At 49.4% G+C, this 24298-nt stretch carries 21 protein-coding genes and 1 other RNA gene; 8 read left to right on the top strand and 14 right to left on the bottom strand.

The window, feature by feature from the left end:
• The first annotated feature begins 1144 nt into the window (after positions 1 to 1144).
• Positions 1145 to 4261, top strand: coding sequence for an inverse autotransporter beta domain-containing protein (locus H650_RS08225; RefSeq protein WP_020454819.1), 3117 nt, complete (start codon positions 1145 to 1147; stop codon positions 4259 to 4261).
• A 493-nt stretch (positions 4262 to 4754) separates the two neighbouring features.
• Here H650_RS08225 and H650_RS08220 read toward each other — a convergent pair whose 3' ends face one another.
• Complete coding sequence (locus tag H650_RS08220) at positions 4755 to 5165, bottom strand: DUF7079 family protein (protein ID WP_020454818.1); 411 nt, start codon at positions 5163 to 5165, stop codon at positions 4755 to 4757.
• Positions 5166 to 5299: 134 nt separating this feature from the next.
• On the opposite strand from H650_RS08220, the gene H650_RS08215 reads away from it, so the two are divergent.
• Together H650_RS08215 and H650_RS08210 are read left to right on the top strand one after the other, a co-directional pair.
• On the top strand, positions 5300 to 5881 hold the full coding sequence (locus tag H650_RS08215) for a glycoside hydrolase family 19 protein (protein ID WP_020454817.1): 582 nt from the start codon (positions 5300 to 5302) through the stop codon (positions 5879 to 5881).
• Entirely contained in the window at positions 5878 to 6213 is a 336-nt protein-coding gene (locus H650_RS08210; RefSeq protein ID WP_020454816.1) for a hypothetical protein, read from the top strand. Before H650_RS08215 ends, H650_RS08210 begins: the two co-directional genes overlap by 4 nt.
• A gap of 402 nt (positions 6214 to 6615) precedes the next feature.
• Here H650_RS08210 and H650_RS08205 read toward each other — a convergent pair whose 3' ends face one another.
• The 5 genes from H650_RS08205 to H650_RS08185 are packed head-to-tail and all read right to left on the bottom strand — an operon-like array spanning position 6616 to position 10311.
• Entirely contained in the window at positions 6616 to 8949 is a 2334-nt protein-coding gene (locus H650_RS08205; RefSeq protein WP_020454815.1) for a primase-helicase zinc-binding domain-containing protein, read from the bottom strand.
• Between the two features lie 9 nt (positions 8950 to 8958).
• A complete protein-coding gene (locus H650_RS08200; RefSeq protein ID WP_020454814.1) occupies positions 8959 to 9279 on the bottom strand; it encodes a DUF5375 domain-containing protein in 321 nt (106 codons plus the stop codon).
• Positions 9276 to 9503, bottom strand: a complete 228-nt coding sequence (locus H650_RS08195) for a hypothetical protein (RefSeq protein ID WP_020454813.1) — start codon at positions 9501 to 9503, stop codon at positions 9276 to 9278. Before H650_RS08195 ends, H650_RS08200 begins: the two co-directional genes overlap by 4 nt.
• Positions 9500 to 10048, bottom strand: coding sequence for a host cell division inhibitor Icd-like protein (locus H650_RS24450; protein WP_071925217.1), 549 nt, complete (start codon positions 10046 to 10048; stop codon positions 9500 to 9502). Before H650_RS24450 ends, H650_RS08195 begins: the two co-directional genes overlap by 4 nt.
• Complete coding sequence (locus H650_RS08185; RefSeq protein WP_020454811.1) at positions 10045 to 10311, bottom strand: helix-turn-helix transcriptional regulator; 267 nt, start codon at positions 10309 to 10311, stop codon at positions 10045 to 10047. Before H650_RS08185 ends, H650_RS24450 begins: the two co-directional genes overlap by 4 nt.
• 592 nt (positions 10312 to 10903) lie before the next feature.
• Between H650_RS08185 and sid the strand changes: the two genes are divergently transcribed.
• A complete protein-coding gene (sid, locus tag H650_RS08180) occupies positions 10904 to 11701 on the top strand; it encodes a capsid size-determining scaffold Sid (RefSeq protein WP_020454810.1) in 798 nt (265 codons plus the stop codon).
• Positions 11702 to 11704: 3 nt separating this feature from the next.
• The gene (locus H650_RS08175; protein ID WP_020454809.1) at positions 11705 to 11908 is read left to right on the top strand and encodes an ogr/Delta-like zinc finger family protein; all 204 of its coding nucleotides are present in this window, start codon (positions 11705 to 11707) and stop codon (positions 11906 to 11908) included.
• Between the two features lie 318 nt (positions 11909 to 12226).
• Here the strand turns inward: H650_RS08175 and H650_RS08170 are convergent, their stop codons facing one another.
• The 4 genes from H650_RS08170 to smpB all read right to left on the bottom strand — a co-directional run bounded on the left by H650_RS08170 (position 12227) and on the right by smpB (position 18109).
• Positions 12227 to 15439 carry a P-loop NTPase fold protein gene (locus H650_RS08170; RefSeq protein ID WP_020454808.1) on the bottom strand — a complete coding sequence of 1071 codons (3213 nt, stop codon included), beginning with the start codon at positions 15437 to 15439 and terminating at the stop codon, positions 12227 to 12229.
• Positions 15439 to 16641 carry an integrase domain-containing protein gene (locus tag H650_RS08165; protein WP_020454807.1) on the bottom strand — a complete coding sequence of 401 codons (1203 nt, stop codon included), beginning with the start codon at positions 16639 to 16641 and terminating at the stop codon, positions 15439 to 15441. The genes H650_RS08170 and H650_RS08165 overlap by 1 nt, the downstream gene beginning before the upstream one ends.
• Positions 16642 to 16825: 184 nt before the next feature.
• Positions 16826 to 17189, bottom strand: a transfer-messenger RNA (tmRNA) gene (gene ssrA / locus H650_RS24445).
• A 437-nt stretch (positions 17190 to 17626) separates the two neighbouring features.
• Positions 17627 to 18109: an SsrA-binding protein SmpB gene (gene smpB, locus H650_RS08160; RefSeq protein ID WP_017459912.1), complete on the bottom strand. Its 483-nt coding sequence runs from the start codon at positions 18107 to 18109 to the stop codon at positions 17627 to 17629.
• Positions 18110 to 18267: 158 nt separating this feature from the next.
• Here smpB and H650_RS08155 point away from each other — a divergent pair, with 158 nt between their 5' ends.
• Both H650_RS08155 and H650_RS08150 read left to right on the top strand, forming a co-directional pair.
• Complete coding sequence (locus H650_RS08155; protein ID WP_197539470.1) at positions 18268 to 18705, top strand: type II toxin-antitoxin system RatA family toxin; 438 nt, start codon at positions 18268 to 18270, stop codon at positions 18703 to 18705.
• Positions 18695 to 18988 (top strand): RnfH family protein, encoded by a 294-nt coding sequence (locus tag H650_RS08150; RefSeq protein WP_020454805.1) that lies wholly within the window; start codon positions 18695 to 18697, stop codon positions 18986 to 18988. The genes H650_RS08155 and H650_RS08150 overlap by 11 nt, the downstream gene beginning before the upstream one ends.
• Before the next feature lie 136 nt (positions 18989 to 19124).
• Here the strand turns inward: H650_RS08150 and bamE are convergent, their stop codons facing one another.
• From bamE to nadK, 3 genes are all read right to left on the bottom strand, one after another.
• Entirely contained in the window at positions 19125 to 19466 is a 342-nt protein-coding gene (gene bamE / locus H650_RS08145; protein WP_017459915.1) for an outer membrane protein assembly factor BamE, read from the bottom strand.
• 147 nt (positions 19467 to 19613) lie between these two features.
• Positions 19614 to 21275 (bottom strand): DNA repair protein RecN, encoded by a 1662-nt coding sequence (recN, locus tag H650_RS08140; RefSeq protein WP_020454804.1) that lies wholly within the window; start codon positions 21273 to 21275, stop codon positions 19614 to 19616.
• Between the two features lie 87 nt (positions 21276 to 21362).
• Positions 21363 to 22241, bottom strand: coding sequence for an NAD(+) kinase (nadK, locus tag H650_RS08135; protein WP_020454803.1), 879 nt, complete (start codon positions 22239 to 22241; stop codon positions 21363 to 21365).
• 123 nt (positions 22242 to 22364) lie between these two features.
• Here nadK and grpE point away from each other — a divergent pair, with 123 nt between their 5' ends.
• Positions 22365 to 22961 (top strand): nucleotide exchange factor GrpE, encoded by a 597-nt coding sequence (gene grpE / locus H650_RS08130; protein ID WP_147271691.1) that lies wholly within the window; start codon positions 22365 to 22367, stop codon positions 22959 to 22961.
• 45 nt (positions 22962 to 23006) lie between these two features.
• Here the strand turns inward: grpE and H650_RS08125 are convergent, their stop codons facing one another.
• The gene (locus H650_RS08125) at positions 23007 to 24293 is read right to left on the bottom strand and encodes an HlyC/CorC family transporter (protein ID WP_025263874.1); all 1287 of its coding nucleotides are present in this window, start codon (positions 24291 to 24293) and stop codon (positions 23007 to 23009) included.
• Between the last annotated feature and the right edge of the window lie 5 nt (positions 24294 to 24298).

Raw genomic sequence — 24298 nt, 5'->3', positions numbered from 1 at the left:
AATCTTTTAACAGCTTTAATATAATTGTGCAGGTGATTGTATTATGTTCCTGCTTAAATCTTTGTTTCCAGGACTTTTCCTGACAACGGAAATAAGTTTACACAAAAGGATTCATGCGAACAATGGAAATAATGCGGAAAAAATAGGCGGTTTGTAAAGTTGTGTTTTTGTTACTAATTTAACTTTAGCAATTACAGTCGGTTAGATAATTTTTAAAAAAATCGATAACTTTAATTACAAAATGCGTAAAAAACCGTTGAGAAAAATTATTCTTTTCAGTCATGCTTTATCTTCTTGAATTTTATCTATAAATAATACCGGTGTGCGTAAATGATAATGGTTTTTTTCTAACGTTAATTTATTACATCATTTTAACAAGCAAGCCGGTAAATGTCACATATAGGAAAAATCACAACGCTTATTTAAAGAATTGAACAAAGTCGATGCAAATAGATTTGCGCTGTATAAGTTTTTCCTTATGCAGGTATATAGACGGGGCTGCCACAAACGCTGCCTCGCGCATGGGCGTGTTGCGCAGGCAACCCTCTACGACCGTCCGGGTAGCAGGAAGGGTAAAAGTCGTGCCCGGGATATCTTGTGCCGGAGGTTTGCGTTCCGGGGGGCGTAAGAGGAGGGGCAGAAGCGGTAATGTTAATGTCAATAAAACGAATGATTCGCATCATTAAGAAACGGATGAGGTTGCTGCTGCCCTTCTCATTACCTTAATAACTGGATGGCAACGAGAGGAAAACTAATTTTATTACACAGAAAAGAATTAATGATAAACACCTTTTTAGCCTCTCGTTACTTAATAACGCGAAAAGCGCGCAGTTCTGTTTGCATTTAAAGGAATTGAAATTAAGAATTGGCTGGTGCCTCAGTAAGCATGTAAATTAAAGTAAAGCTGGGGGTCGTAATATATTATTATTTTATTATCGCAAAAGCGCAGGCAAGGCCTGGAGTTAGCTAGCGAAAACAAACAGTTAAAGGGTTGTGGTTTGAGTGGGTAGGGAGATAATTAATCTTATTGCAGTGCTTCTTTCTTTTTCGTTTATATATTCTCTATTGAGGAATAACTTTTGCCATTTTAGAATGGTTTCGGAATTTTCTTTTTGTTGCTTAATTTTCTTGTCTGGTTGAATGCATGATTTCGAAATTTAAATCGCGATATTTTGTTGCGAATATCGGCTTTTCTCCTGGGCTGAGTCTGTTGGCATGGCTTAATATTGCGATTCAGATTACTTTTCCGCTCGCGGTTGCATTTACGCCGGTAATTGCCGGGGCTGAATTGCAGTCTCAAACCGTTTCGTCTATCAAGACCCAGACCTATACACTGGGTGCAGGAGAAACGGCCCGCTCTGTTGCTAAGAAATATAACCTCACCCTGGAGGAGCTTCGTCAGCTCAATCAGTTCCGCACGTTTGCGCGAGGCCTGAACAATGTGCAGCCGGGAGATGAACTGGAGGTGCCGGCCGTGGCGGTGAAGGGCGGGGCTAAACCAGGCGCTTTCGCGTCCCAGCGTGCGACAGTTTCCGGTAACGACGCGAATGACGCCGCGCTGAAAATGGCGGGTTATTCCTCCCAGGTTGGACGTTTCTTTGCCAACGGTTCGAATAGCGAGGCCGCGACGTCAATGGCGCGTGGTATGGCGACCTCTGCAGCGGGCGGAGAAGTTCAGCGTTGGCTGAACCAATTTGGTACCGCCCGTGTACAACTCGACACGGATAAGAACTTTTCCTTAAAGAACTCACAGTTTGAATTGCTTGTGCCGCTGTATGACCGGGGTGACAAAATGGTCTTCACCCAGGGCAGTGTGCACCGTACTGATGATCGTCTCCAGGCTAACCTGGGGGCGGGGCTTCGTTATTTCGCGCCGGGGTATATGCTGGGCGCAAACGTCTTCGGTGACTACGATATCTCCCGCGAACACGCGCGTATGGGCGTGGGCGCTGAATACTGGCGTGACTTTATGAAGCTGAGCGCCAATGGGTATATGCGGCTGACCGGATGGAAAGATTCCAGAGATCTGGCCGATTACCAGGAGCGTCCGGCGAATGGCTGGGATGTGCGTGCCCAGGCCTGGTTGCCTTCTCTGCCGCAACTGGGCGGAAAGCTGACCTTTGAGCAATATTATGGCCAGGAGGTTGCCCTGTTCGGGGTGAACCATCGCCAGCGCGACCCGCATGCGATTACCGCCGGCATCACTTATACGCCGGTTCCTCTCGTGACGTTAGGGGCTGAGCAACGGCAGGGGACATCGGGGGAAAGCGACACCCGATTCAGCCTGAATGTGAACTATCAGCTTGGTGTGCCGTGGCAAAATCAGCTGAACCCGGAAGCTGTCGCCGCGATGCGCAGCCTGCAGGGAAGCCGGTATGATTTTGTTGAGCGTAACAACAATATTGTTCTTGAGTACCGGAAAAAAGAGATTATCAGGCTGCATCTTGCAGAACGGGTTACAGGGAATGGCGGTGAGCAAAAATCGCTCGGTGTTTCAGTGAAAAGCACGCATGGGCTTTCGCATATTGAATGGGATGCGTCGACACTTACTGCCGCAGGCGGGAAAATAGTGCAAAACGGCGCAGATTACATGGTCGTACTACCGCGCTATCAATATTCCGCGCAGGCGGTAAATACCTACACCGTGAGTGGCGTTGCTGTGGACACGAAGGGGAACCGTTCCGATCGCCAGGAGACGCAGGTGACGGTACTTGCCTCTGCGGTGAATAACAAAACGAGCACCTTCACGCCTGCAAATAGCTCGCTGGCGGCAGACGGCGTCAGCGAACAGGTATTAACGCTGACATTGAAGGATGACACCAACCAGCTTGTTGATCTCGATCCACGAGATATTGTGCTCAACCATAACACGCTGAAAAGCGCCACTGTTTCTGCGTTAACCCGCAAGCAGGCGGGCGTATATCTCGTCACCGTGAAAGCGGGGAAAGATACGGAAACGGTCACGTTAGAGCCGACAGCAAAAGGCATTTCACTGCCTTCCGCGACGGTTGCATTCAATGCCACGCTGCTTGATGCCCAGCAGTCACTGTTTACTGTGAATCCAAATACCATCAAGGCGGATAACACTGAGGTGTCGACATTCACGCTGGCGGCGAAAGATCTACAAGGCAAGGTGATGAGCGGTATTCAGGGCAACCTGTCACTGTTGGTAAAAGACAGCAACGGTAACACGCCGTCTGCAACGCAGGTCACTCTTACTTCGCTGACTGAAAGCGCGACGCCGGGTACCTATACGGCAAGACTGTCGGGAACGAAGGCGGGTGTTTACACCATTATCCCGGCGTATGACAACACCAGTCTCAGTAGCCTGCGCGCAACGGTAACACTGACACCGGGCAGTCCGAACCCGATACGGTCGGCCATTGCAACGGATATGACACGCTACATGTCCAGTATGACAATCCGGGTGACGGTCGCACTGCAAGATAGCTATCAGAACGTGATAACGGGTGCGACCGGGTTGCTAACCGCGCAGAATGTTCAGGTTCCGAATGCCAGCTTAAATGGGAACTGGAGTGATAACCAGGACGGAACTTACACGGCGACCTACACGGCAGGGGCTGTTAGCTCGGGAAACAAGGCGACGTTGCAACTGAGCGGGTGGAGCCAGGCTATCGAGTCGGCAGGCTATGCGATTAACCCGATTCCGTTCTTGCAGAATATCTCTGTTAATGGGGCGACATTCCAGAAAGGAGACGGCTTCCCGACGACGGGCTTTACCGGCGCGACATTCACTTTAAATATCGGCAATGGCGCTCCCTTAGATTTCAACTGGTCGTCGGATGCCACTTGGGTCGATGTTGACATCAATGCCGTGGTGAGCTTCAAGGGGACAGGCGATGGGCGCAAAGTCACCATTACTGGTACACCAAAAAGCGGTATCGGGCCAGATATCACCTACAGTTTCACGCTGCGCAATTGGTTTATTACTGATAGACAACAAGTGCTATGGGTAGATGCTGGCCCCTATTGCAGTGCGCAGGGGTACAGTCAGTCGACCGCAGCCCAGGTGTCGCAAAACTCTGGTTTCGTCCCCACCGGGGTTCGTACGCTGGGGGCATTGTGGAACGAGTGGGGATCTTTAGGCGGCAGCTCTGCGTTCCCCGACGATGCTTACTGGCTGGCAGATGCAACACCAAGCGATCCCAATTACCACTACTCGCTGGACAAGTGGGGTGGCAACCTTTACGAGGGTTCTGGTGGGACGCTAAGCCCAACCATGTGCACTAAGGCCCTCTAACGCTGCCTGAGCTGTTATGAGCGTTATTGTTCCCTCGCCCCTTTATTCTTTAAGGGGCGGGGGATACATGGCTGAGATGCAGACTCACCAAACTCATTGATCATATTGCTTTTCTGTTTCCCGGATAGCGTCTGATCATCACGCTATGCCAACATTTGTTGTTGTACGACATTTCCCGGCAAGCTGAAGTGACGCAGCAGACTACCCCTTGATTCCACAGTTTTTTATTCCCGCTATTAATCAAAACAGGAATATTTTATGAGGTGCCTGCAAGGTTCGGATTTAATTAGTTGGCTTCTGACTTCGCGGGACAAATTCAAGGCACAAAAAAGCCCGCAGGGCTTGCGCCGTGCGGGCTCTTAGGACTTCATCGGATGACTCTGGTATCACCGAGCTGGCGGAGTCTGAATAAATTCGCTAATTTATTGAATTAAAATGTTTTTAGTGAATTCAACTTTCATCCGTATACCTAAGCGTATACCAATCGCTTCGCCTAACACTCTTTTGAGCTCATTTCCTGTGTGCATTTATCCAGCTCGTCAGTAAGCCTATTCAGCTCATCCCGAATATGTTTCCGTCGCTGTTTTAACAACAAGCTGGCTGGAACAACACGCTCAATGATGGTCGGCTTCCTGCTCACGTACTCCGTGACGAGCCGCTTAACATCTTCTTCTGTCCAGCCATCCATCACCGGCGTTGGGTTATAAAGAAGATTAGCCTGGAGGGCAGGGGCAACTTCCTCATCCAGAATCACAAAGATCGCTTCCCGGCTCAGCCCGGATTCCTTTAACACCTTAGCCATCCATCGATAGTCATAGTCCTGGAGTTCCCGACCGGTGAAAAGCTCCGATAAGGCGTGCCAGACAGTGATGCGGTTTGCTTGATCGTTATCTGTCAGTTGCATGTTAGCTCCTCCCGATGCTGAAAAATAAGAGGATAAGAATTTTCCTAGATTGTAAACGAAAGCAAAAAATGGCTGCCAAATGCTCAATCACGGTAGTTAAAATGATTATGGGATATAAGAAAAGGAAAAGGCAAATGGTTGATATTACAGCAGAGATGCTTTGGAATATTGCCAGGCATTACCGGCATATAGAAAGCCTGCTAAATTCACAGCATTACAATGTTCATGCCATAGCACCACATTTGAACCAATGGTTTACCGTTTATGGAATAAATACAGAATTAAGAGCCGCTCATTTTATAGCGCAAGCTTGTGTTGAAACTGCAAACTTTTCCAGATTAACTGAAGTTCCAAGAGATGGTGGCAGAGAATATGATGCAGGAACGCGGATAGGACGTAATTTAGGTAATACAGAAATAGGTGATGGTCCAAAATTTATAGGTCGTGGGTTATTACATCTGACAGGTCGAGAAAATTATACGAATTTCGGAAGCCAGTTTGAGAAAGATTACGTAACCGATCCCACTATAGTTGCAAGGAACCCATATGTAGCGGTTAAAGCAGCGTGTTATTATTGGGATCTCAGACATGTGAATGCGGCAGCAGACAGGGATGACGTAAATAAAGTAACCCTTCTCGTGAACGGTGGCTACAACGGTCTCGAAGAAAGGAAAGGGGCGTTGGTAAGAGCAAAGAGAGAGCTTGGAATAATATGAAAGTATCAACTGGCATTCTAACATTATTACTGTGTGCTATAACTTTTCCGTCTTTGGCTGCTGCGAAACAGTCTGAATTAACTTGTAAAGCTCAGGCAATAACAGAAGCAAATAAACTGCTGGCTTTTTATCGGGACAACGATGACAGGGCTGAGGTTGATAAAGATGTAACTGCATTAGCGAAGATGCAAAATCCGGAAAATAAATCGCAATATTTTGATGTATTGCAGACCTGGGGTTATATCTATAAAGGTAAGTATCGTATGAGATTCATCTTCCTTAATGACTGTACGCTCATGGGGGAAGAAATTTTAGAGTATGCTAATCCGTAGTATCACTCTGATTTTTGAATATAATTCGGAGCGGTATTTTGCCGCTCCCTACAGTAAATTGAATAACGAAATTTCGCTTAAATTCCAATTCCTCTCACAGCCCAAAATAATCCTTTAGAGCCACTCCCTTTAAAATCCGTCAGCTCTGGGCTCTTCAATCGGATTCTCAAATGTGTTCTGTGTGCATAGTGTTCTCTTTCTGTAGTGCGCTTTCCAACAAACATTAGGCCGATGGGCGTAAAAAGTTTTTTTGGGGTTTACCGTTCACACTGTTCACTCCGCAATTTTTTTATTATTTATCAGTGTTATGGGTGGTGATGAGCTAGTGAATAGTGAACAGTACACTGTTCATTTCCGGGGGTGTCAGATAGAAAAAGACCGGCAATCGCCGGTCTGTGTGGGTTATTTTGTTGCGGGTTCATCGCACTTCGGCAGCCAGTCGCCGTTGCTTTCCTCTTTCAGCGTCAGGTTAGTCTGCATGCCCTGACTGGTTCGTCGTTTGTCGTAATTCAGGCCGTACTCTTTCAGCATGGTCGGCAAGCCCTTCCCGAACATCGTCAGGCTCAGGGTGTTCTTGTAGCCGTGTGCCTCCATGTACACCAGATAAGCGTGATACAGGTAGAGTCGTGGCTGAAGCGGAATGATGTTGGCGTTACCCATATACATGCCGTCCGGTGCCGGGCGTTCCTGTAAATAGCCGCAAAAATCAAACGCCGGGTCAGCATCGCGCTTGATAGTGAGTGCCTCATCAGAGTTCTGCTGCGACTGGAGCAGCTTGCGGGCGGTCATCGGGTCACTGAACCGTTGCATAAGCTGGCGCACTATTACCGCCAGCTCACGGGCGATTTTGTCCTTCAGGTGCGGGTCGCGCTCCTCCGGGGCAATCTGTTCCGGGAAGTGCAGGATAACCCGCCGGCGCGACACGCCGCCACTGCGGTCGGTAAAGCGCATCGGGTTGTTGTTCACGGCCAGAATCACCGCCGGAATATGCGTGGAATAGGCGTCACGGTATTTCGGGTCAACCGACACCGCATCGCCGCCGGTGATGGCCTTGAGTCCGGCACCGTCCCCGCTCCATTTTTCCTGGCCGGGCAGACGAATCAGCGAGAAGCCAATCAGTGCCGCGCGCTCGCGCGGCGATTCCAGCGTCTCGATGGTCGCGGAGGTGGCGTTATCTTCCCCCGCCAGCAGGGTGGCAATCTCTGCGAGAATACTTTTCCCGCTTCCGCCTGGTCCCGTCACTTCAAGAAAGAGCTGCCAGTCGTAGCGGTTCGCCAGCACCATAAACAGCGCAGCGAGTATCACGTCGCGTTTGTCGGCGCGGCCACCGGCAGCGCGGTCAAGCCAGCGCCAGAAATGCGGGGCATGGGTTTCCAGCGTTTCGCCCGCCACCGGCGGGGTGAAATCCACCTCGCACAGGGTGCGCAGCCAGTGGGATTTATGGTGCGGGCTGAACGTGCCGCTGACGGTATCAAGCACGCCATTACGAAAGCCAATCAGCCGCCGTGCCGGAGCGCTCTGTTGCGGAACAATCAGTTTCAGGGTCTCCACCACCGAAGCAATTTTGCCTGATGAGAACGGCGCGCGCAGGCGCTGGAAAAGCGCTGCCACATCGCGGGAGAAGTCAGCCGGGGAAATAACCTTCCAGGCTCCGGCCTCATAACGGGAAAGAAGCTGCCCGTTTGCATCCACGGCCAGCGCCTCGCCGTAGTGTTCATGCACGCGCATCGCTTTCTCACTGGTACTCATGGCGGTAAATTCCGCCTCGCTCATGGTGTCAAACGGGCCCGCGACCGGTGGCTTAATGGTATCGTAAATCGCCCTGCGCGTGGCCTCCTCGCCCTGCTGCATAAATGCATCATTCCAGTCACCGAACACCGGCGGCAGGGCAACCACACCGGCGCAGGCGTCTGCGGCCGCAGCGGCTTTTGTCTGGCCGTCGCCATTCAGGTCACGGTCGGCGGCGAGGACAATCTGACAGGCCGGATGCCGGCTGCGGGTAAGGCTCGCCAGAGAAAGCAGGTTTACGGACGAGAGTGCCACCATCACGGTTTCCCCGGTCAGGTGATGCACGGTCAGCGCCGTTGCGTACCCTTCCGCTATCCACAGGCGTTTCCCCGCCTGTTTCTCACCTTCGATGATATGACATGCCACTTTTACCTGACCGCCTTTCAGGGTGCGCTTGAGACCGTCTGCGTTAATAAGCTGGAGGTTAACCAGCGCGCCGGTGTCGTCATACAGCGGGACAATCACATCCCCGGCGCGGTACGTCACGCCGCCGGATTTGTGCGTGGTGGTGAGGGTCAGGCATTCCAGAGCAGGAAAGCCCTTGCGGGTCAGGTAGGCGTTACCGGTGACCGGGCGGGCTGTTGCCATAATGTCAGCGGCTAGCGCGGCGGCCTCCCTGCGGCTGGCTTCGGTTTCAGCCGTATCAACCGCAATCACCGCCGGGGCAACCGGCGGCAGGCTGCCGGTCACGGCGTTCACACGGTCGGCAGCTTCGCTGACCGTCACGCCCAGCGCCTTTTCAACCAGGCTCAGCCCGTCACCCGCACCGCACTGGTTACAGAACCACGTCCCACGCCCCTCTTTATCGTCAAAGCGGAAGCGGTCACTCCCGCCGCACACCGGGCAGGGCTGATGCCGGTTTTTCATCACCTTCACACCCAGCGCCGGGAGAATACGCGGCCAGTGGCCGCACGCCTGTCTGACGGTTTCCGTTACGTTCATTTTCATTATTTTTCCTCAGTGTACGACCGGCGCAGTGATATGGCGGGCGCTTAACTCTTCCATCACGGCAAGGCCGAGAAAGGAGAGCGACGGCGCGGTTTTGAGTGGTGCGGCATTCATTAAATCTTCCAGCAGCGCACAGGCAATCTGGCGGCCTTTTTCCTCACCGTGCTGGCGCAGATAAAATCCTTCCAGCTCGGCGGCGATGGCGGATTCCAGCGCATCAAGTGTCAGATGCGGGTAACGGTGCTGACGCTGACACAGGGTCAGCCAGGCACAGGCCACGGCGCGGCGGTAAAGTGCGGCGCGCAGGACTGGCGGTAACGGCTGTTTCATACCTTTTCCTCCCCGTCGAGCCAGCGCCGGTTGCAGCGTTCGATCACGGCATCAAGTTGATCCGTCATCAGGTAAATCAGGGAAATGAGTTGCAGACGCTCAGCCGGATCGCGGCGGAGGGTCACATTGTCCTGTTCAGCAGCCAGCTCGCTGACCAGATGGCCGATATTGCGCAGGTGCTCGAGATACCGGAGATCATCAAGGGTGAGGATGGAGTGGCTCATGCGTGCACCTCCGCAACCGGCAGGCGACCGGCAAACGAGAGGACATAATCGCGAACGAGGGAACGGCGCGCAGTACGTTCATCAGCGGCAACCGTGCGCAGCATACAGACTCGCGGTTTGCGTACGGAACGACGAACGGCAGCGAAAATAAAGATAAATTGTGGGTGAGACAGGGTGAGGGTCGTAGCCATGATGGCAGCCTCCTTGAAGTAGCGGTTATCGCTACCACCGGAGTTCTCACGCTCTGGTGGTAGCCCAGACGGGGGTGAGAAACCGGCCTTCAAGGGAACCGGCCAGCCCGAAGGCTGCCCCGCCTGAGCCACCATTACGCGGATACGGCAACGGTTAAAGAACCGGTACGTAAACAACAGGTGCACAGAGGCACAGACACAAAAAAAGACGCATGGCGCGTCAGGTGTCGCCTTGAAGAAACTCGGGTTCTCACGCCCGGCTGCCGATTTTGCGACAGCGGGAAAACTATACCTGGAAACGGCGACAGGAAGCAAGCCAGAAAAAAGGGCGTTTTGCTGACCGGGCAACATCATGCATCACAGCTCCGGTTACGCGCCGCGATGCGATCGCTCATCCACGCCGTAATTTCACTGTGTGCCCACGCCACGTTTTTTCCGCCGAGAGAGATTTGTTTCGGGAAAGCCTCACGGCTGATGAGGTCGTAAATGGTTGAGCGGGACAGGCCGCATAAATGCATCACTTCCGGCAGGCGTAAAAAGCGCTCCTGAATAACGTCAGAAACCGGCATTAACGGTGCGGCAGGGGCAGAAGACGGGGAAGAAAAAGCGGTGTGCATCGGGCTACCTCATAAAGTCCATACAGTGCCGGTCGTGTCTTTCCGGCTTCGGGTAGCTCTCTATTTTGTGAATATTTTTGCGTATTACAACAAGGGCACTCCTGGCTGTTTCCTGCAAGGTTGTCTGTTTAATAAGCAGCTTATTTTTCGGGTTTGCCTCTGTTTGCCAATAAATGTCAATGTTTGCCAATATAACCAGTAACGAAAATTGCAAACCTTTTTATCCGATTAATTAAGCTGATATTAAAAGGAAAAAACATCAGAAAAAAAATACTGCCGTACAGGAAGAAATAAAAGAAGGTGAACAGTAGTGAACAGTAGTGAACAGTAGTGAACAGTCGGTGAACACTTAATTCCTTAACTGTTCACACTTTAACTTACTGTATTTCTTATTCTTTTATTTCTCAGTGAACAGAGTGAAGGGTTAATTACAGAAAAACAAACAGAAAGAGGGTCTTACTGAGACCTCTTTCTGGCGAGCCGGTTTTTCCAGGGGGTTTTCTGTGCCATCCCGGCCACAACTGCAATCAGTCGTATCGTTGTGCAGGGCGCGGCAGAATGCGCTCAGGTTGACAACACAGAGAGCCCTGACATGAAAACTGAACTGATTACCGCCGTGATGAAAACCCTCGGCAGCACCCAGGACGCGAAAACCCGCACCGCTATCGACAGCGCCCTCGACGCCATGAATAAAAAGGCCAGCGAAGAGAGCGTCGCCGCCGTCGGTCATGCCGTTGAGACGTTCGCTCAGGCAAAAGCCGCGCATACCGGCAATATGATGAAGCTGAACGATATCGGCGCGGCCATCACCCGCAGCGAAAAGGAACGAGAGAACGCCCTGACAGAAAGTGCCGAAGCGGAACAGAGCTGGCGCGAGCGTTTCCGCACCCTGCGCGGTGAAATGACCCCGGAGCTGAAAGCCGAACACGGCAGACGCATTGCCGGTCGGGAACTGGCGGAGGAGTTCACCGCCCTGATTGCGGAGCTGGAAACCGATAAATCCCGCGCCATGCTGGCCGCCTGCGCCTCCGGTGAAAAGTACGTGGAAGAACACCGGACAGCGTTTGGCCTGTACGCTCAGAGCGAATGGGCTGACGCCATGAAGACCATCAGCCCGGCGCTGGTCAGGGCATTCGCGCTGCGTCTGCGCGCGCTGGAAATGGAGCAGACGGAACGCCCGCTCAATACCCTGATTCAGGAGCTCGGCGGCCATGTTTCCGTTCAGGCCGGGTTTTACACCTTCGATACGGACAGGGAGCCGGTGCTCTCACAGCTCGGTTTGCACCGTCCGCCGCTGACTGGTGTGGATATGGCGCTGTATAAAAGCCCGGTGAAGCGTACGCAGCTCGCCACACGACTGGCTGAAAAGAGAAAACAGGCGGAGGGCTGAGCCATGTTTCACTGTCCGTTCTGCAGACAGCCCGCACACGCGCGCACCAGCCGCTATCTGACGGAAAACCTCAAACAGCGCTATCACCAGTGCACCAGTATTGAGTGCTCGGCCACGTTCCGCACCACCGAGACGCTCGACGGCGTGATACGCAGACCGGCTATGCCGGAAAATCAGGTCTTGCAGGCAGATATTCAGCCGCAATAATTCCCCGAAAATATCCCGATTTATGTGCGCCGGTACTCGCTACCGGCTGCGCCCTCTGTACCCCGAAAAAACGCAAAAAAATCTCGGTATTTTTTCGAAAAATACCTTGCATGCATGAGGTGCATTTAATTGCATTTATTTCTATGCACGTTTGAACCTCGCCCGCGCCAGTTCTGGCGCGGCCTGAGCCCGGTCATGCAACTGCATTTAAACCGCCCTGCAAAGCGGGCAGGCGAGGAGGGGAAAGCACTGCGCGCACGGATAGAAATAATTAATTTTTAATCCCCCCAATACTCAAATTGAGAGGGGCGCTGATTTTTAATCGTTCTCTAAGCTCAATTCTTGAATTTTACTTTTAACGGGACCCTTTTCCTTAAGGCGAGGGAATAACTCAGCCTTAGTTGCGATAATAGTCACTACAGACTGTTTATCACTAATGTGCCATTTGGAAAAATTTATATTTTGCCGGTCAAGCCAAGAAGATATCTCTGGGTTAGTACTGACCTGATTAAATAGACGAGCAATTGCTCTTGAACCTGATGTTGATTCATCATCTGAATAATTTAATACGTCTGAAAAATATTTTAATAAGGCAAGTGGTCTTCTTACATCAAGATCTCGCACGTATATCAAATCGCTTAGTTCTCTTATTGCTATTTCTTTGATGTCATGTGATAAGGTATCAAAAATAAGTCGAGGGATAGGTCTGTCAATAGCGTCAATTTTATACGTTTCATAGAAATTAAAAATGAAATCTTTAGCAAAGTCGAAATGCTCTGAGTTATTCTTTGAGTACTCTAGGATCTTAGGGTAGGAAGGATAGTTTTCATTAACGATTTCATTGAACTTATCTTGTGTATCTATCTCACCTTTGAAACTTTCAATCAGCGATTTTGTTAATTCATTGGCTTCTGTATTTTTAACAAGATAATCGACAAAGGAATCGTCAATGTCTTTAATGTAGGTATTCTCAATTGCATCGCATAGAGCACTTCGATTATCTTGTGTAAAGCATTCAATGAAATTATCGGAGAGATATTTTTTCATAACTGAGAAAAACTCGGTTACAATTGGATTAACATCGTTAATTTTTAGCATTTTATTATTTGCTAACAGATTCAAAGAAGGAATTAAGTATTCATTCAATGTCTCATTAGTTAACGCGTAAAATATGTGTGTGAAGTTAGATATATACTTTAGGTAGCAACTGAAGAAGTAAGTTAAATCATCTTCGGTAGAGATATACTGCTTGTAACTCTCTATTGATATTATATTTTTACTTGCAATCATGTGTGACATCCAATGTGCAAGACAATTTATCTTCCAATCAATGTTGTAATTTATGATTCGTGTGTAATGGGTGTTGAGATTAGCAGAATGCCATTGTGGAGTAAGCACCATCATCTCAAACAATAAAATATTTTGAGGTATGCTGCCACTTGTAAAATTGTTAAAGATTGAATCTAGTCCGGGCTGCAATCCTTCTTTCAAAACCAATTTGATTCCTTCGCTTTCAAACGAAATATGCTTATTTATATTTTTTTCAGTAAGATTAAAATCAACCCCACCCGCGAAGAGTAATTGTAGCCCATCAATGAAATCTTTTGATTCTAATTTAATCTGTTCAATCTCTAGGTTCTTAAATGATAAGGATTTGTCCTTGAGGTTGAGTATGTAGAAAACTGTTTTAGGAGCAGTTAACAGTTCATTTAATATGTTGTATCCAATTAATTGTGAAAGCAATTCTCCATGATGTAAAGCTTGTTGTATTTCAGTATTGTTTTGACCAAGTTCGATTAACCTATCATCATCATAAGTGATGTACTTTGTGAGATCTTGTGAAATTGTTTTTTGGATGTTGCTTAGATATAAACCATGAATATTAAACCCATCTTTTTTTAAAGAATTTAATGAAGGCAAGAAATTTTCATTATCCAAAGTTGATGCACCGGATATGTCCATGGTATCTAATGCTTTTATAACCTCAGGTAGTATCTCTTTAATAATATTGCTCTTTTCAGAGGTCATTTTAGAAAGCGTTATAAACCAATCAGTTGGATCTGTAGTATCAATTACTCTTCTCCATGCAGATACAAAACCAAACATATTGGAAATTCGCGATAGTTCCTCTGAGTTATACTGAGTTAGTGCGAGTTTAAGAGGCTCATCAATTAATTCTCCTTCAGCGAGTTGGGCGTTAGTTTGAAAATTTATGCATAGCAATTCATCAATCCATTTCTTACGGTCATTATTGTAAATTCGTTGAAGTTTTCTGATGCTCTTTTTGTATTTATCTTTTGTTTTTTCATCTAGATCGCTGCTTTCAAAATTATCAATTAAAAGATTTTCGAAAGGAAGGTCATTATGCTTTGTAGTCAAAATATAATAGGCACATGTTATGTTTCTTACTTCATAAGGCGTTGAAAGCAATGTTATCTGTATGTCATTGATGAGTTTTTTTAAATATCTGGGAGTGATTGGTTGATAAGCTTTTGGAAGCCAAATTTCAATCAGTTCTGATGTGTCATGGTACAAATTTTCTAACTCACTTGGGAAGCTTTGCTGCCAAAAGTGAGAAAAAACATTCCTCCATCCAGCCGATAGTATTGGTGGGATTTGAAAACTTATAGGTATTCTCTTGGAAATAAACTCTCTTCCTTCATAAATATCCTGTGATAATGATTTTGCTACATGTTCTGAAGAGTATGGTATTAATAGTTTTAGTCTTTTTTCAGAGGAATTGCTTATTAACTCAATGTCGCTCCATAACTCTTTAACTTTGTCAGAAGGAATTCTATCTAAGTTATCAATAATTAAAAGAAACTTTAACCCGGGTGGTATACACTCCTTAAATCCACGAATGGCATTATGCAGCTCTATGCTACCTACCTCCTTTGAAACAAGCATCTTTTCTGAGATGGTATCTACAGAATTTTTTTTAATGATATTTCCGAATTTTAATGAATTATCCCAGAGTGAACGAATGAAAAAAATTGCAGAAAGAAGCAATGGTGATGTGAGGAATAATGTGAATAAACCAATGAGGAAATAACTCATGCTTTCTGATGGTTTGCCCCATTCAGTTTGAAGTGGCCGAATTGACTGAGTGCATATAAAAAGAGAAAATAAAAATAGTATAGCCCAGGTGCTTATTTCGCTGTCTTGAGTCTTCTTATAGGTTACATTATTCCCAAGAGCGTTGTCTTTAAACTCTCTTAGATTTGGTTTAAGCGAATTGGGAATATTTGGTTCTAATCCATCGTATATTTTTGTTATTAACGCTTTTTTCGTTGAACCTTGCTGGTATAACTCTGCATCAAAATTAATAAATTGGAAATTACCATTCGGTAGGTTTTTTTCAAGAAGTTTTATAACTGTTGATTTGCCTGAGCCTAACGGCCCGTTTATCCCAACGATATTTACGTCATCTCGCATGAGAGTATCAGCAATTTTTATTGAAATATTATTGTGGCTGTTTCCATCAATAATATCTTCAGTTGAAGGTGACTCTGTGTGTAAAATAAATGACATTACCATTCTCCATAACTGTTTTTAATCTTAGTGCCCCACCATGCCATAAGATCTCGCCTTTGATTCAGGTATGTACTTTTATTATAAGCCTTGCGCACCTCATTTTTGTCTGCGTGTGCTAGAGCTGATTCTATAACATCTCCGTTAAATCCTTCTTCGTTTAAAGTGGTACTAGCGATAGAACGGAGACCGTGGGCAACTAATTTACCACCATATCCGATTCTTTTTAAAGCAGCATTAGCAGTCTGACTGTTCATCGATTGTTGTGGATCATTCCTACTAGGAAAAATATGATCACGGTGAGCACTGATTGGTTTCATTACTTCCAGAATCTCTAATGCCTGAGGCGATAGAGGGACTATATGCTCACGCTTAGCCTTCATCCGTTCGGCTGGAATCGTCCAAAGCTTTGCATCAAGATCAATCTCAGCCCATTGAGTGCCTGCTGCCTCTGAAGGGCGCACAAGGGTCAGGAGTTGCCATTCAATCAGGCAGCGTGTTGGAATAGATAAATTAGACATAACTAGAGAGCGCATTAGCTTTGGCAGTTCTTCCGGTCGCAGTGTTGGCATGTTCTGCTTTTTCGGCTTCTCAAATGCCATACCGATACCTGAGGCAGGATTCGCATCAATCAGGCCGGTATTAACAGCATAAATCATGATTTCGTTGATACGCTGTACCAGGCGGCGAACGGTTTCGAGTGCGCCACGCGCTTTAATCGGCTCTAGCGCCTCAACTAATGTGCGTGCTCTAATTTTCTGAACCGGGATCTCACCAATCGCCGGGAAAATATCCTTCTCTAACGATCGCCAGATATCTTTCGCGTAATCGGGTGTCACGCTGTTGCGTTTCATGGCAAACCAGTTTGCTGCTACATTTGAAAAAATGCTCTCTAAAGCGATCTGTTGTTGCTCCTCAGCCTGCTCGGCTTGTATTTGCGGGTCGATACCTCTTGCTAATAAAGAGAGATACTGCGCGCGCAAACCTCGCGCTTCGGCCAGAGAAAGGGCAGGGAAGGCTCCGAGGCCAATCATGGTGCGCTGCTTTGTTGTCGGTCTTTGGTAGCGAAAGCGCCATAGCTTTTTACCGCTTGTTTTCACCATAAGGAAAAGGCCGTCGCCATCATGCAGCGTCAGATCTTTATCTGTCGCTTTAGCGCGTGAGACTTCGGTGTTAGTAAGGGGGCGTGTTGTCCTTGCCATGGTGGCCGCTCCTGCGTGAATTGGTATACGGTTTTAGGTATACATCCTACCGTATACCTAAACGTATACCAATAATCACCGGATTTAGCCGGATGACCTCGGACTATTACAGACACAAAAAAGCCCGCAGGGCTTGTGCCGTGCGGGCTTTCAGGATTTCACCGGACGTATCCGGATCATGAAGTGGTGGAGCTGGCGGGAGTTGAACCCGCGTCCGAAATTCCTACATCCTCGGTACTACATGCTTAGTCCAGTCTTTAATTTCGCTTGCCGGCTGCGGACGGACACGCCACTAACAAACTAGCCTGATTAGTTTTAACGCTTCAACCCCAGGCAGGGCATCCACGCGATCTCTTTTGGGTTTGACCTCTCTTGATCCCCGTCCTAAGAGCGGAGGCTAGGGAGAGAGGGCTCTAAGCAGGTTATTAAGCTGCTAAAGCGTAGTTTTCGTCGTTTGCGACTATTTTTTTGCGGCTTTTTACGAGGCCAACCGCCCCTCGGCATGCACCTTGGGTTTCGCGAATCCCGTCGAATCCAGAATCAGCCCCAAAAGTGTGACGCTGAGTATAACAGATTTATGACGTGCCATTCCAGTCCATATCACAATGACTTTTGTCGAGGGAAATGCGGTTAGTAAGTGTCCACACGCAACAGCAACTGATGCATACGATCATGCCGTATTTATTATTGCTGTATGCGAGACAAAGCGTTCACACCAGATGGCTAACGTAGTTGAGCGTATGGAATTGACCCGATCGCCTGTTTTTGAGCGCTCCAGAGGCGTGGTTTACGCGCGTATAAGAAGCGCTGAACTGACCAACCGTACAGAAAATCTTTCCTGGTCTGCCGGAGATAATTGCCAATCTGGAGATCAAATCGGTGCTGGATTATCTATAAAACATTGAGCAAACTGAATGAGGCGCTGAGTGAGGGTTGAAAAATGTTCGATGCCCTCTCCCGGCGTGAGAGGGCGATGCGGGCGCGATTAACGTCCGGCGTTTTTCATAATGCGAGCTTTATCCAGCTGCCATTCGCGCTCTTTCAAATCGGTGCGCTTGTCGTGCTGTTTCTTACCTTTCGCCACGCCGATTTTCACTTTGCACCAGGCATTTTTCCAGTACAACGACAGCGCCACCACGGTGTAACCTTCGCGGTTGATACGTCCATACAGTGAATCGAGTTCGCGCTGATTAAGCAGTAGCTTACGTGTGCGAGTCGGATCGCAAACATAGTGGCTGGAGGCTACGGTCAGTGGCGTAAAGTTTGCGCCAAACAGAAAGGCTTCGCCGTCTTTCAGAATAACGTAGCTGTCACCGATGTTTGCTTTACCGGCGCGTAAGGATTTTACTTCCCAGCCTTGCAGTGCCAGCCCGGCCTCAAATTCCTCTTCGATAAAGTATTCATGGCGGGCGCGCTTATTCAGCGCAATGGTGGCTGAACCTGGTTTGTATGCTTTTTTCTTCGTCATAGTGTCGTGAAGCCATCCGGTAATCTGATATCTGAAACTGACCTCATTGCGTCCTGTGAGGTTTAGCCGGTTATCTTAGCATGAGTTCGGGCATTGCGTTTTCCTTTCATCCTGGGGAAATGGTATTATTTGACGATTGTGTGAACGCGGAAAACGATATGCCTCAGATTAGCCGTACTGCGCTAGTGCCTTACAGCGCGGAACAAATGTACAAGTTAGTGAATGATGTAAAATCCTACCCGCAGTTTTTGCCTGGCTGTACTGGCAGCCGGGTGCTGGAATCCGGGCCGACGCAAATGACCGCGGCGGTGGATGTTTCCAAAGCCGGGATCAGCAAAACGTTTACCACGCGTAATACGCTGGACACTAATCAAAGCATTTTGATGCATCTGGTCGATGGCCCATTCAAGTCGTTGATCGGTGGGTGGAAATTCACGCCGCTAAGTGCTGATGCCTGCCGGGTAGAATTTCAACTTGATTTTGAATTTACCAATAAGCTGATTGAACTGGCGTTTGGCCGCATCTTTAAAGAACTGGCGGCAAACATGGTGCAGGCGTTTACCCACCGGGCAAAAGAGGTTTACCGTGCCGGGTAATATCGCTGTAGAAGTGGCTTACGCACTGCCGGAAAAACAGTACCTTCAACGAGTTACGCTTGAAGAGGGCGCAACCGTTGAGCAGGCGATACGCGCTTCAGGTTTGCTCGAGCTGCGTGAAGATATTGACCTGACAGTGAATAAAGTGGGGATTTATAGCCGCCCGGTGAAATTGCACGATGCCGTGCACGACGGCGATCGCGTAGAGATTTACCGCCCGCTGATTGCCGATCCGAAAGAGCTGCGCCGCCAGCGCGCTGAGAAGTCAGCTAAGAAAGCGTAAGCTGATAGCGTGGGTTTTGTTACTGGTGCCGGTAAGTAAGGCTCCGAACACGACGGGAAAAGAGCCGACATAAATGGCTCATACAAACTCAAACAAAAAAGGTGCTCATTGAGCACCTTTTTACATTTCTGCAACCTTAGCCTTTGGTCAGCGCAGGTTTGTTATCCATATTGGTCAATACGCCATTGCTGCTGAAAGTCAGCGTCAGGGTTTGCTGAGAAACATCTTCATGACCCGGCTGCTGGCGGAACACGTAGAACCAGGTGTTACTGCCAAACGGGTCGGTCATCATCGGCGTACCCAGTGCATAAGCAACCTGCTGTTGCGTCATACCTACGCGGATTTTAGAAACATCATTTGGCGTCAGGTAGTTCCCCTGATTGATATCAGGACGGTAAACCACGCGTTCTACGGTAGAGCAACCTGCGGTCAACATCAGAAGAACCGCTGCGGCAGCAGTCAGCATTTTACAGCGCATAGTGATTTGATTCCTTTTCGGCCCGAACAATACGTGGCTCATATGTAATATGCCGATGATAATAGACCTTTCGCCAGTTTAAAACCTTTGCCGGCGGGTCTGTTGTCGATTTTGTCGAGAACTCTGACCGTCATATTACAAAAAAGTTTACGCTGCCAGCAGCTCTTTGGCGTTCGCCAGCGCGTTGCGGGTCACTTCACTACCGCCAAGCAGGCGCGCCAGTTCCTGCAAACGGGCACGTTTATCCAGCGGCTGCATATGCGTTTCGGTCATTGCGCCATCCGTTTCTTTGCTGACAAAGAAGTGATAATGGCCACAACCGGCAACCTGCGGCAGGTGCGTTACGCACATTACCTGAGTGGATTCACCCAACTGGCGCAACAGCTTACCTACAACCACGGCTGTTGGGCCGCTGATGCCAACGTCGACTTCATCGAAGATCAGCGCCGGGGTTTCCATTTTCCGTGCGGTGATCACCTGGATAGCCAGCGCAATGCGCGACAGTTCACCACCGGAGGCGACTTTGGCGATTGATTGCAGCGGCTGGCCGGGGTTGGTTGTCACACGAAATTCGATGCGATCGGCACCTTCAGCTGTCAGCGAATGGGCATCAAACGCCACATCAATAGTAAAGACGCCGTGCGGCATGGAGAGCGCATGCATGCTTTCAGTAATTAATTCGCCGAGTTCCTGCGCATATTTCACGCGCTGCTCATGCAACTGCTGGGCGGTCGCCAGCGCAAGCTGGTGATGGTGTGTGACAGCCAGCGCCAGGGTTTCCTGGGAATCAGCCTGATCGTCGAGCAGTTGCTGTTCATCAAGCAATGACTGGTGAAACTGAGGTAGCTCTTCCGGGCTGATGTGATGTTTGCGCGCCAGCGAAATCTGTCGTGAGATACGCTGTTCCAGTTCGTACAGACGGTTTGGATCAAGATCTAAGCGGTCGCAGTAGTGGCGCAGCTCATCGCTGGCTTCGCTAATCTGAATAGCAGCTTCTTCGAGCATATCCAGCACGCCGGAAAGACGTGCGTCCATACCTGCCAGTTCGCCAAGCAGTTGGCGGGCGGTATAGAGCTGGCTTTGCAGATTGGCCTCTTCACCGTCTGCCAGCACGTTCAGTGCATGCTGGCTGGTAGACAGTAGCTGACCGCTGTTGGCGAGGCGTTTGTACTCTTCATCAATCTGCTCGAACTCGCCTGGCTGCGGGTTAAATTCATTCAGCTCTTTCAATTGGTAGTGCAAAAGCTCTGCGCGGGCGGCGCGCTCCTGGCTTTGCTGTTGATGCTGGGCCAGCTCGCGGCAGCTTTGATGCCAGGCTCGGTAGTGTTCGTTCATTTGCTGAGTGAGCGCATACTCACCGGCGTAGCCATCGAGCAGGTTTTTCTGCTGCTCGGGCTTAATTAGAAGCTGATGCGCGTGCTGACCATGGATCTGAATGAGTAACTGGCCCAGCTCGCGCAACTGGGAAAGCGGCACCGCCGTGCCGTTGATAAAACCACGGGAGCGCCCGTCGCTGCTGATCACACGGCGAAGTAAACACTCACGCCCATCTTCTAACTGGTTCTCTTCCAGCCAGCGTTGAGCGGCGGGGGTATCTTTTAGTGCGAAGCGGGCGCACAGGTCGGCGCGCGGCGCGCCTGCGCGTACCATGTCGGCTTCCGCACGGCCGCCCAGGCATAGCCCGAGCGCATCAATGGCAATCGATTTACCCGCCCCGGTTTCGCCGGTAATAGCTGTCATCCCGCTGTGAAAATCAATCTCGAGCTCACGAACGATAGCAAAATTACTGATGGTCAGTTGTGCCAACATGGTTGCTTTCCTGTATGAAAAACCATAACTGTGTTTTCGTACAGTATAAACTGGTTTTACATACAGTAAAGTGTTGTGCGATGATTTTCAGAACAATTTTTTCGACCAGCCGAGCTTAGAGCTTAACGTATTGAAATAACTGTAATCTTTAGGGTGAATAAGATTGAGGTGATAGTCGCAGCGGCGGATAAGTACATCTTCACCTTCCTGAATCGGCAACGCGATTTGGCTGTCGCAACTCACCTCCAGATCGCTGCGACGATGGGAAAAGCGCAGGCGAATAGTGCTGCTGCTGTTTATCACCAGCGGGCGTGCAGACAACGTGTGCGGAAACATCGGTACCAGCGTGATGGCATCCAGCGATGGCGTCAGAATCGGCCCGCCGGCGGAGAGTGAATAGGCGGTGGAACCGGTAGGGGTTGAGATAATCAGCCCATCCGAACGCTGGGAAAAGGCGAAAACTTCGTCGATATAGACTTCAAATTCAATCATATGGGCAACTTTGCCCGGGTGGAGTACCACTTCGTTGATCGCGGTGCTGATACGTTTCTGGCACTCTTGCTGGCAGACCTGCACTTCCAGCAAAAAACGTTTTTCAGCGATATAATGACCTTCCAGCACGTCGGCCAGCTGTTGCTGCGCGTTGTCGGGATCGAGATCGGTGAGAAAGCCGAGGTTGCCGCGGTTAATCCCAATAACCTTGATATCATAGCGCGCCAGCGTGCGCGCCGCGCCCAGCATATTACCGTCGCCGCCGACAACCACCGCGAGATCGGCTTGTTGACCGATTTCTGCCAGCGTGCCGGTTTTCACATTATTGAGCTGCAATTCCTGGGCAATCTGTTGTTCGACAATGACGTCATAACCTTTGGCGCTTAACCAGCGATATAACATTTCATGTGTGGTCAGTGCGGTAGGGTGCCGTGGATGCCCGACAATACCAATACACTTGAAATGATGGGTCATTTTCTGGAGGTCCTTGTGGCGAATGAAATGATGACAATCTGTCACGTTCCCTTGAATCCCGGAAACTGATCCCCATAATAATGCAGGTTAGCGAGATGAATGCAAAAAAACGCGGAGAAATTCATGAGTAGTAAAGAACAGAAAACGCCTGACGGGCAAGCCCCGGAAGAAATTATCATGGAACAGCACGACGAAGTTGAGGCAGTTGTTGAGTCTGACGATTCTGCTGGGCAGGTGGATCCGCGCGATGAGAAAATTGCGAACCTTGAAGCGCAGTTAGCTGAAGCGGAAAGCCGCGAGCGCGAAACTGTTTTACGCGTTAAAGCGGAAATGGAAAACCTGCGTCGCCGTACCGAACAGGATATCGAGAAAGCGCATAAATTCGCGCTGGAGAAGTTCGTCAATGAACTGCTGCCGGTTATCGATAGCCTGGATCGCGCACTGGAAGTGGCGGACAAAAACAACGCCGAGATGGCGCCGATGGTTGAAGGCATTGAACTGACGCTGAAAAACATGCTGGATGTGGTGAAGAAATTCGGCGTGGAAGTGATTGCTGAAACCGACGTTCCGCTGGATCCAAACGTGCATCAGGCGATTGCCATGGTGGAATCTGAAGAGATTGCCGCTGGTAAAGTGCTGGGCGTGATGCAAAAAGGTTACACCTTAAACGGCCGCACTATTCGCGCAGCGATGGTGACCGTTGCTAAAGCGAAGGCGTAACTTTTTTAGATAAACCCTCTCCATCCGGAGAGGGTTTTTTTTCGCTTATTCGGCGACGCTTTCCCGCAGCGCTTTCACCGGGATCACCTGAACCTGCTTAATCATATTGTCCTGCACGTCGAGAATATCGATGTCGTACTGCTCGATACGGACACGAGTACCCACCGCCGGGATCTCTTCCAGCGCCTCCAGCAGCATGCCGTTAATGGTGCGGGCTTCGTCTTCCGGTAAGCGCCAGTTAAAGGCTTTATTCAGCTCGCGCACGTTGGCGCTGCCGTCGATGATCACCGAGCCGTCATTTTGCGGCGTGGCTTCATCCGCCAGCGCAGGTGACATGGAGGTGGTAAAGTCGCCGACAATCTCTTCCAGAATATCTTCGACCGTCACCAGCCCCTGAATATCGCCATACTCATCGACCACCAGGCCGACTTTCTTTTTATTGCGCTGGAATTTCACCAGTTGCACGCTCAGCGGCGTACCTTCCGGGACATAGTAGATTTCGTCGGCGGCGCGCAGCATCACTTCTTTGGTGAACTCGTTTTTTTCCGTCATTAACCGGTAGGCTTCACGCACGCGCAGCATGCTGATGGCGTCGTCCAGCGAATCACGGTAGAGCACAATGCGACCGTGCGGCGAGTGGGTGAGCTGGCGAACAATGGCTTTCCAGTCGTCGTTGATATCAATGCCGACAATTTCGTTGCGCGGCACCATGATGTCGTTAACGCTGACTTTTTCCAGATCGAGAATCGACAGCAACATGTCCTGGTTGCGGCGGGAAATTTGCGAGCGCGATTCGTTCACAATAGTGCGCAGCTCATCTTTGCTGAGCGCGCCGCTGACCACCACATCCGCTTTAATACCCACCATGCGCATCAGCACGCGCGTCACGCCGTTCAGCAACCACACCAGCGGCATCATGATGACTTGCAGCGGCGCGAGCAGGAAGCTACTGGGGAAGGCCACTTTTTCCGGGTAGAGCGCGGCGATGGTTTTTGGCAACACTTCGGCGAACACCAGCACCACAAAGGTCAGCACACCGGTGGCAATAGCGACGCCAGCATTGCCATACAGGCGCATGCCAACAATGGTGCCAATTGCCGACGCCAGAATATTAACGAGGTTGTTACCAATCAGCACCAGGCTTATCAGGCGGTCGGGTTTACGCAACAGCTTTTCTACGCGTTTTGCCGCGCGGTTGCCCTGCTTGGCTAAGTGGCGCAAGCGGTAGCGGTTGAGTGTCATCATTCCGGTTTCGGAACCGGAAAAGTAGGCCGAAACCACGACCATGATGATTAGCGTAATAATCAGCGTCGTGGTGGAAATGTGTTCCAGGGGGA

The organism is Enterobacter sp. R4-368 (assembly GCF_000410515.1).
In the GTDB taxonomy this organism is placed as follows: Bacteria; Pseudomonadota; Gammaproteobacteria; order Enterobacterales; family Enterobacteriaceae; genus Kosakonia.
This window is presented reverse-complemented; position numbering and strand designations above follow the sequence as displayed.

What these genes read in the sequence shown, in the direction of transcription:
- H650_RS08210 (WP_020454816.1), top strand. Translation starts at nt 5,878, where the DNA reads ATGAAAGTATCAACTGGCATTCTAACATTATTACTGTGTGCTATAACT.
- smpB (WP_017459912.1), bottom strand. Translation starts at nt 18,109, where the DNA reads ATGACGAAGAAAAAAGCATACAAACCAGGTTCAGCCACCATTGCGCTG.
- H650_RS08215 (WP_020454817.1), top strand. Translation starts at nt 5,300, where the DNA reads ATGGTTGATATTACAGCAGAGATGCTTTGGAATATTGCCAGGCATTAC.
- H650_RS08185 (WP_020454811.1), bottom strand. Translation starts at nt 10,311, where the DNA reads ATGCACACCGCTTTTTCTTCCCCGTCTTCTGCCCCTGCCGCACCGTTA.
- H650_RS08175 (WP_020454809.1), top strand. Translation starts at nt 11,705, where the DNA reads ATGTTTCACTGTCCGTTCTGCAGACAGCCCGCACACGCGCGCACCAGC.
- nadK (WP_020454803.1), bottom strand. Translation starts at nt 22,241, where the DNA reads ATGACCCATCATTTCAAGTGTATTGGTATTGTCGGGCATCCACGGCAC.
- H650_RS08195 (WP_020454813.1), bottom strand. Translation starts at nt 9,503, where the DNA reads ATGAGCCACTCCATCCTCACCCTTGATGATCTCCGGTATCTCGAGCAC.
- bamE (WP_017459915.1), bottom strand. Translation starts at nt 19,466, where the DNA reads ATGCGCTGTAAAATGCTGACTGCTGCCGCAGCGGTTCTTCTGATGTTG.
- H650_RS08155 (WP_197539470.1), top strand. Translation starts at nt 18,268, where the DNA reads ATGCCTCAGATTAGCCGTACTGCGCTAGTGCCTTACAGCGCGGAACAA.
- sid (WP_020454810.1), top strand. Translation starts at nt 10,904, where the DNA reads ATGAAAACTGAACTGATTACCGCCGTGATGAAAACCCTCGGCAGCACC.
- H650_RS08200 (WP_020454814.1), bottom strand. Translation starts at nt 9,279, where the DNA reads ATGAAACAGCCGTTACCGCCAGTCCTGCGCGCCGCACTTTACCGCCGC.
- H650_RS08205 (WP_020454815.1), bottom strand. Translation starts at nt 8,949, where the DNA reads ATGAAAATGAACGTAACGGAAACCGTCAGACAGGCGTGCGGCCACTGG.
- H650_RS24450 (WP_071925217.1), bottom strand. Translation starts at nt 10,048, where the DNA reads ATGATGTTGCCCGGTCAGCAAAACGCCCTTTTTTCTGGCTTGCTTCCT.
- H650_RS08165 (WP_020454807.1), bottom strand. Translation starts at nt 16,641, where the DNA reads ATGGCAAGGACAACACGCCCCCTTACTAACACCGAAGTCTCACGCGCT.
- H650_RS08170 (WP_020454808.1), bottom strand. Translation starts at nt 15,439, where the DNA reads ATGTCATTTATTTTACACACAGAGTCACCTTCAACTGAAGATATTATT.
- H650_RS08220 (WP_020454818.1), bottom strand. Translation starts at nt 5,165, where the DNA reads ATGCAACTGACAGATAACGATCAAGCAAACCGCATCACTGTCTGGCAC.
- recN (WP_020454804.1), bottom strand. Translation starts at nt 21,275, where the DNA reads ATGTTGGCACAACTGACCATCAGTAATTTTGCTATCGTTCGTGAGCTC.
- grpE (WP_147271691.1), top strand. Translation starts at nt 22,365, where the DNA reads ATGAGTAGTAAAGAACAGAAAACGCCTGACGGGCAAGCCCCGGAAGAA.
- H650_RS08225 (WP_020454819.1), top strand. Translation starts at nt 1,145, where the DNA reads ATGATTTCGAAATTTAAATCGCGATATTTTGTTGCGAATATCGGCTTT.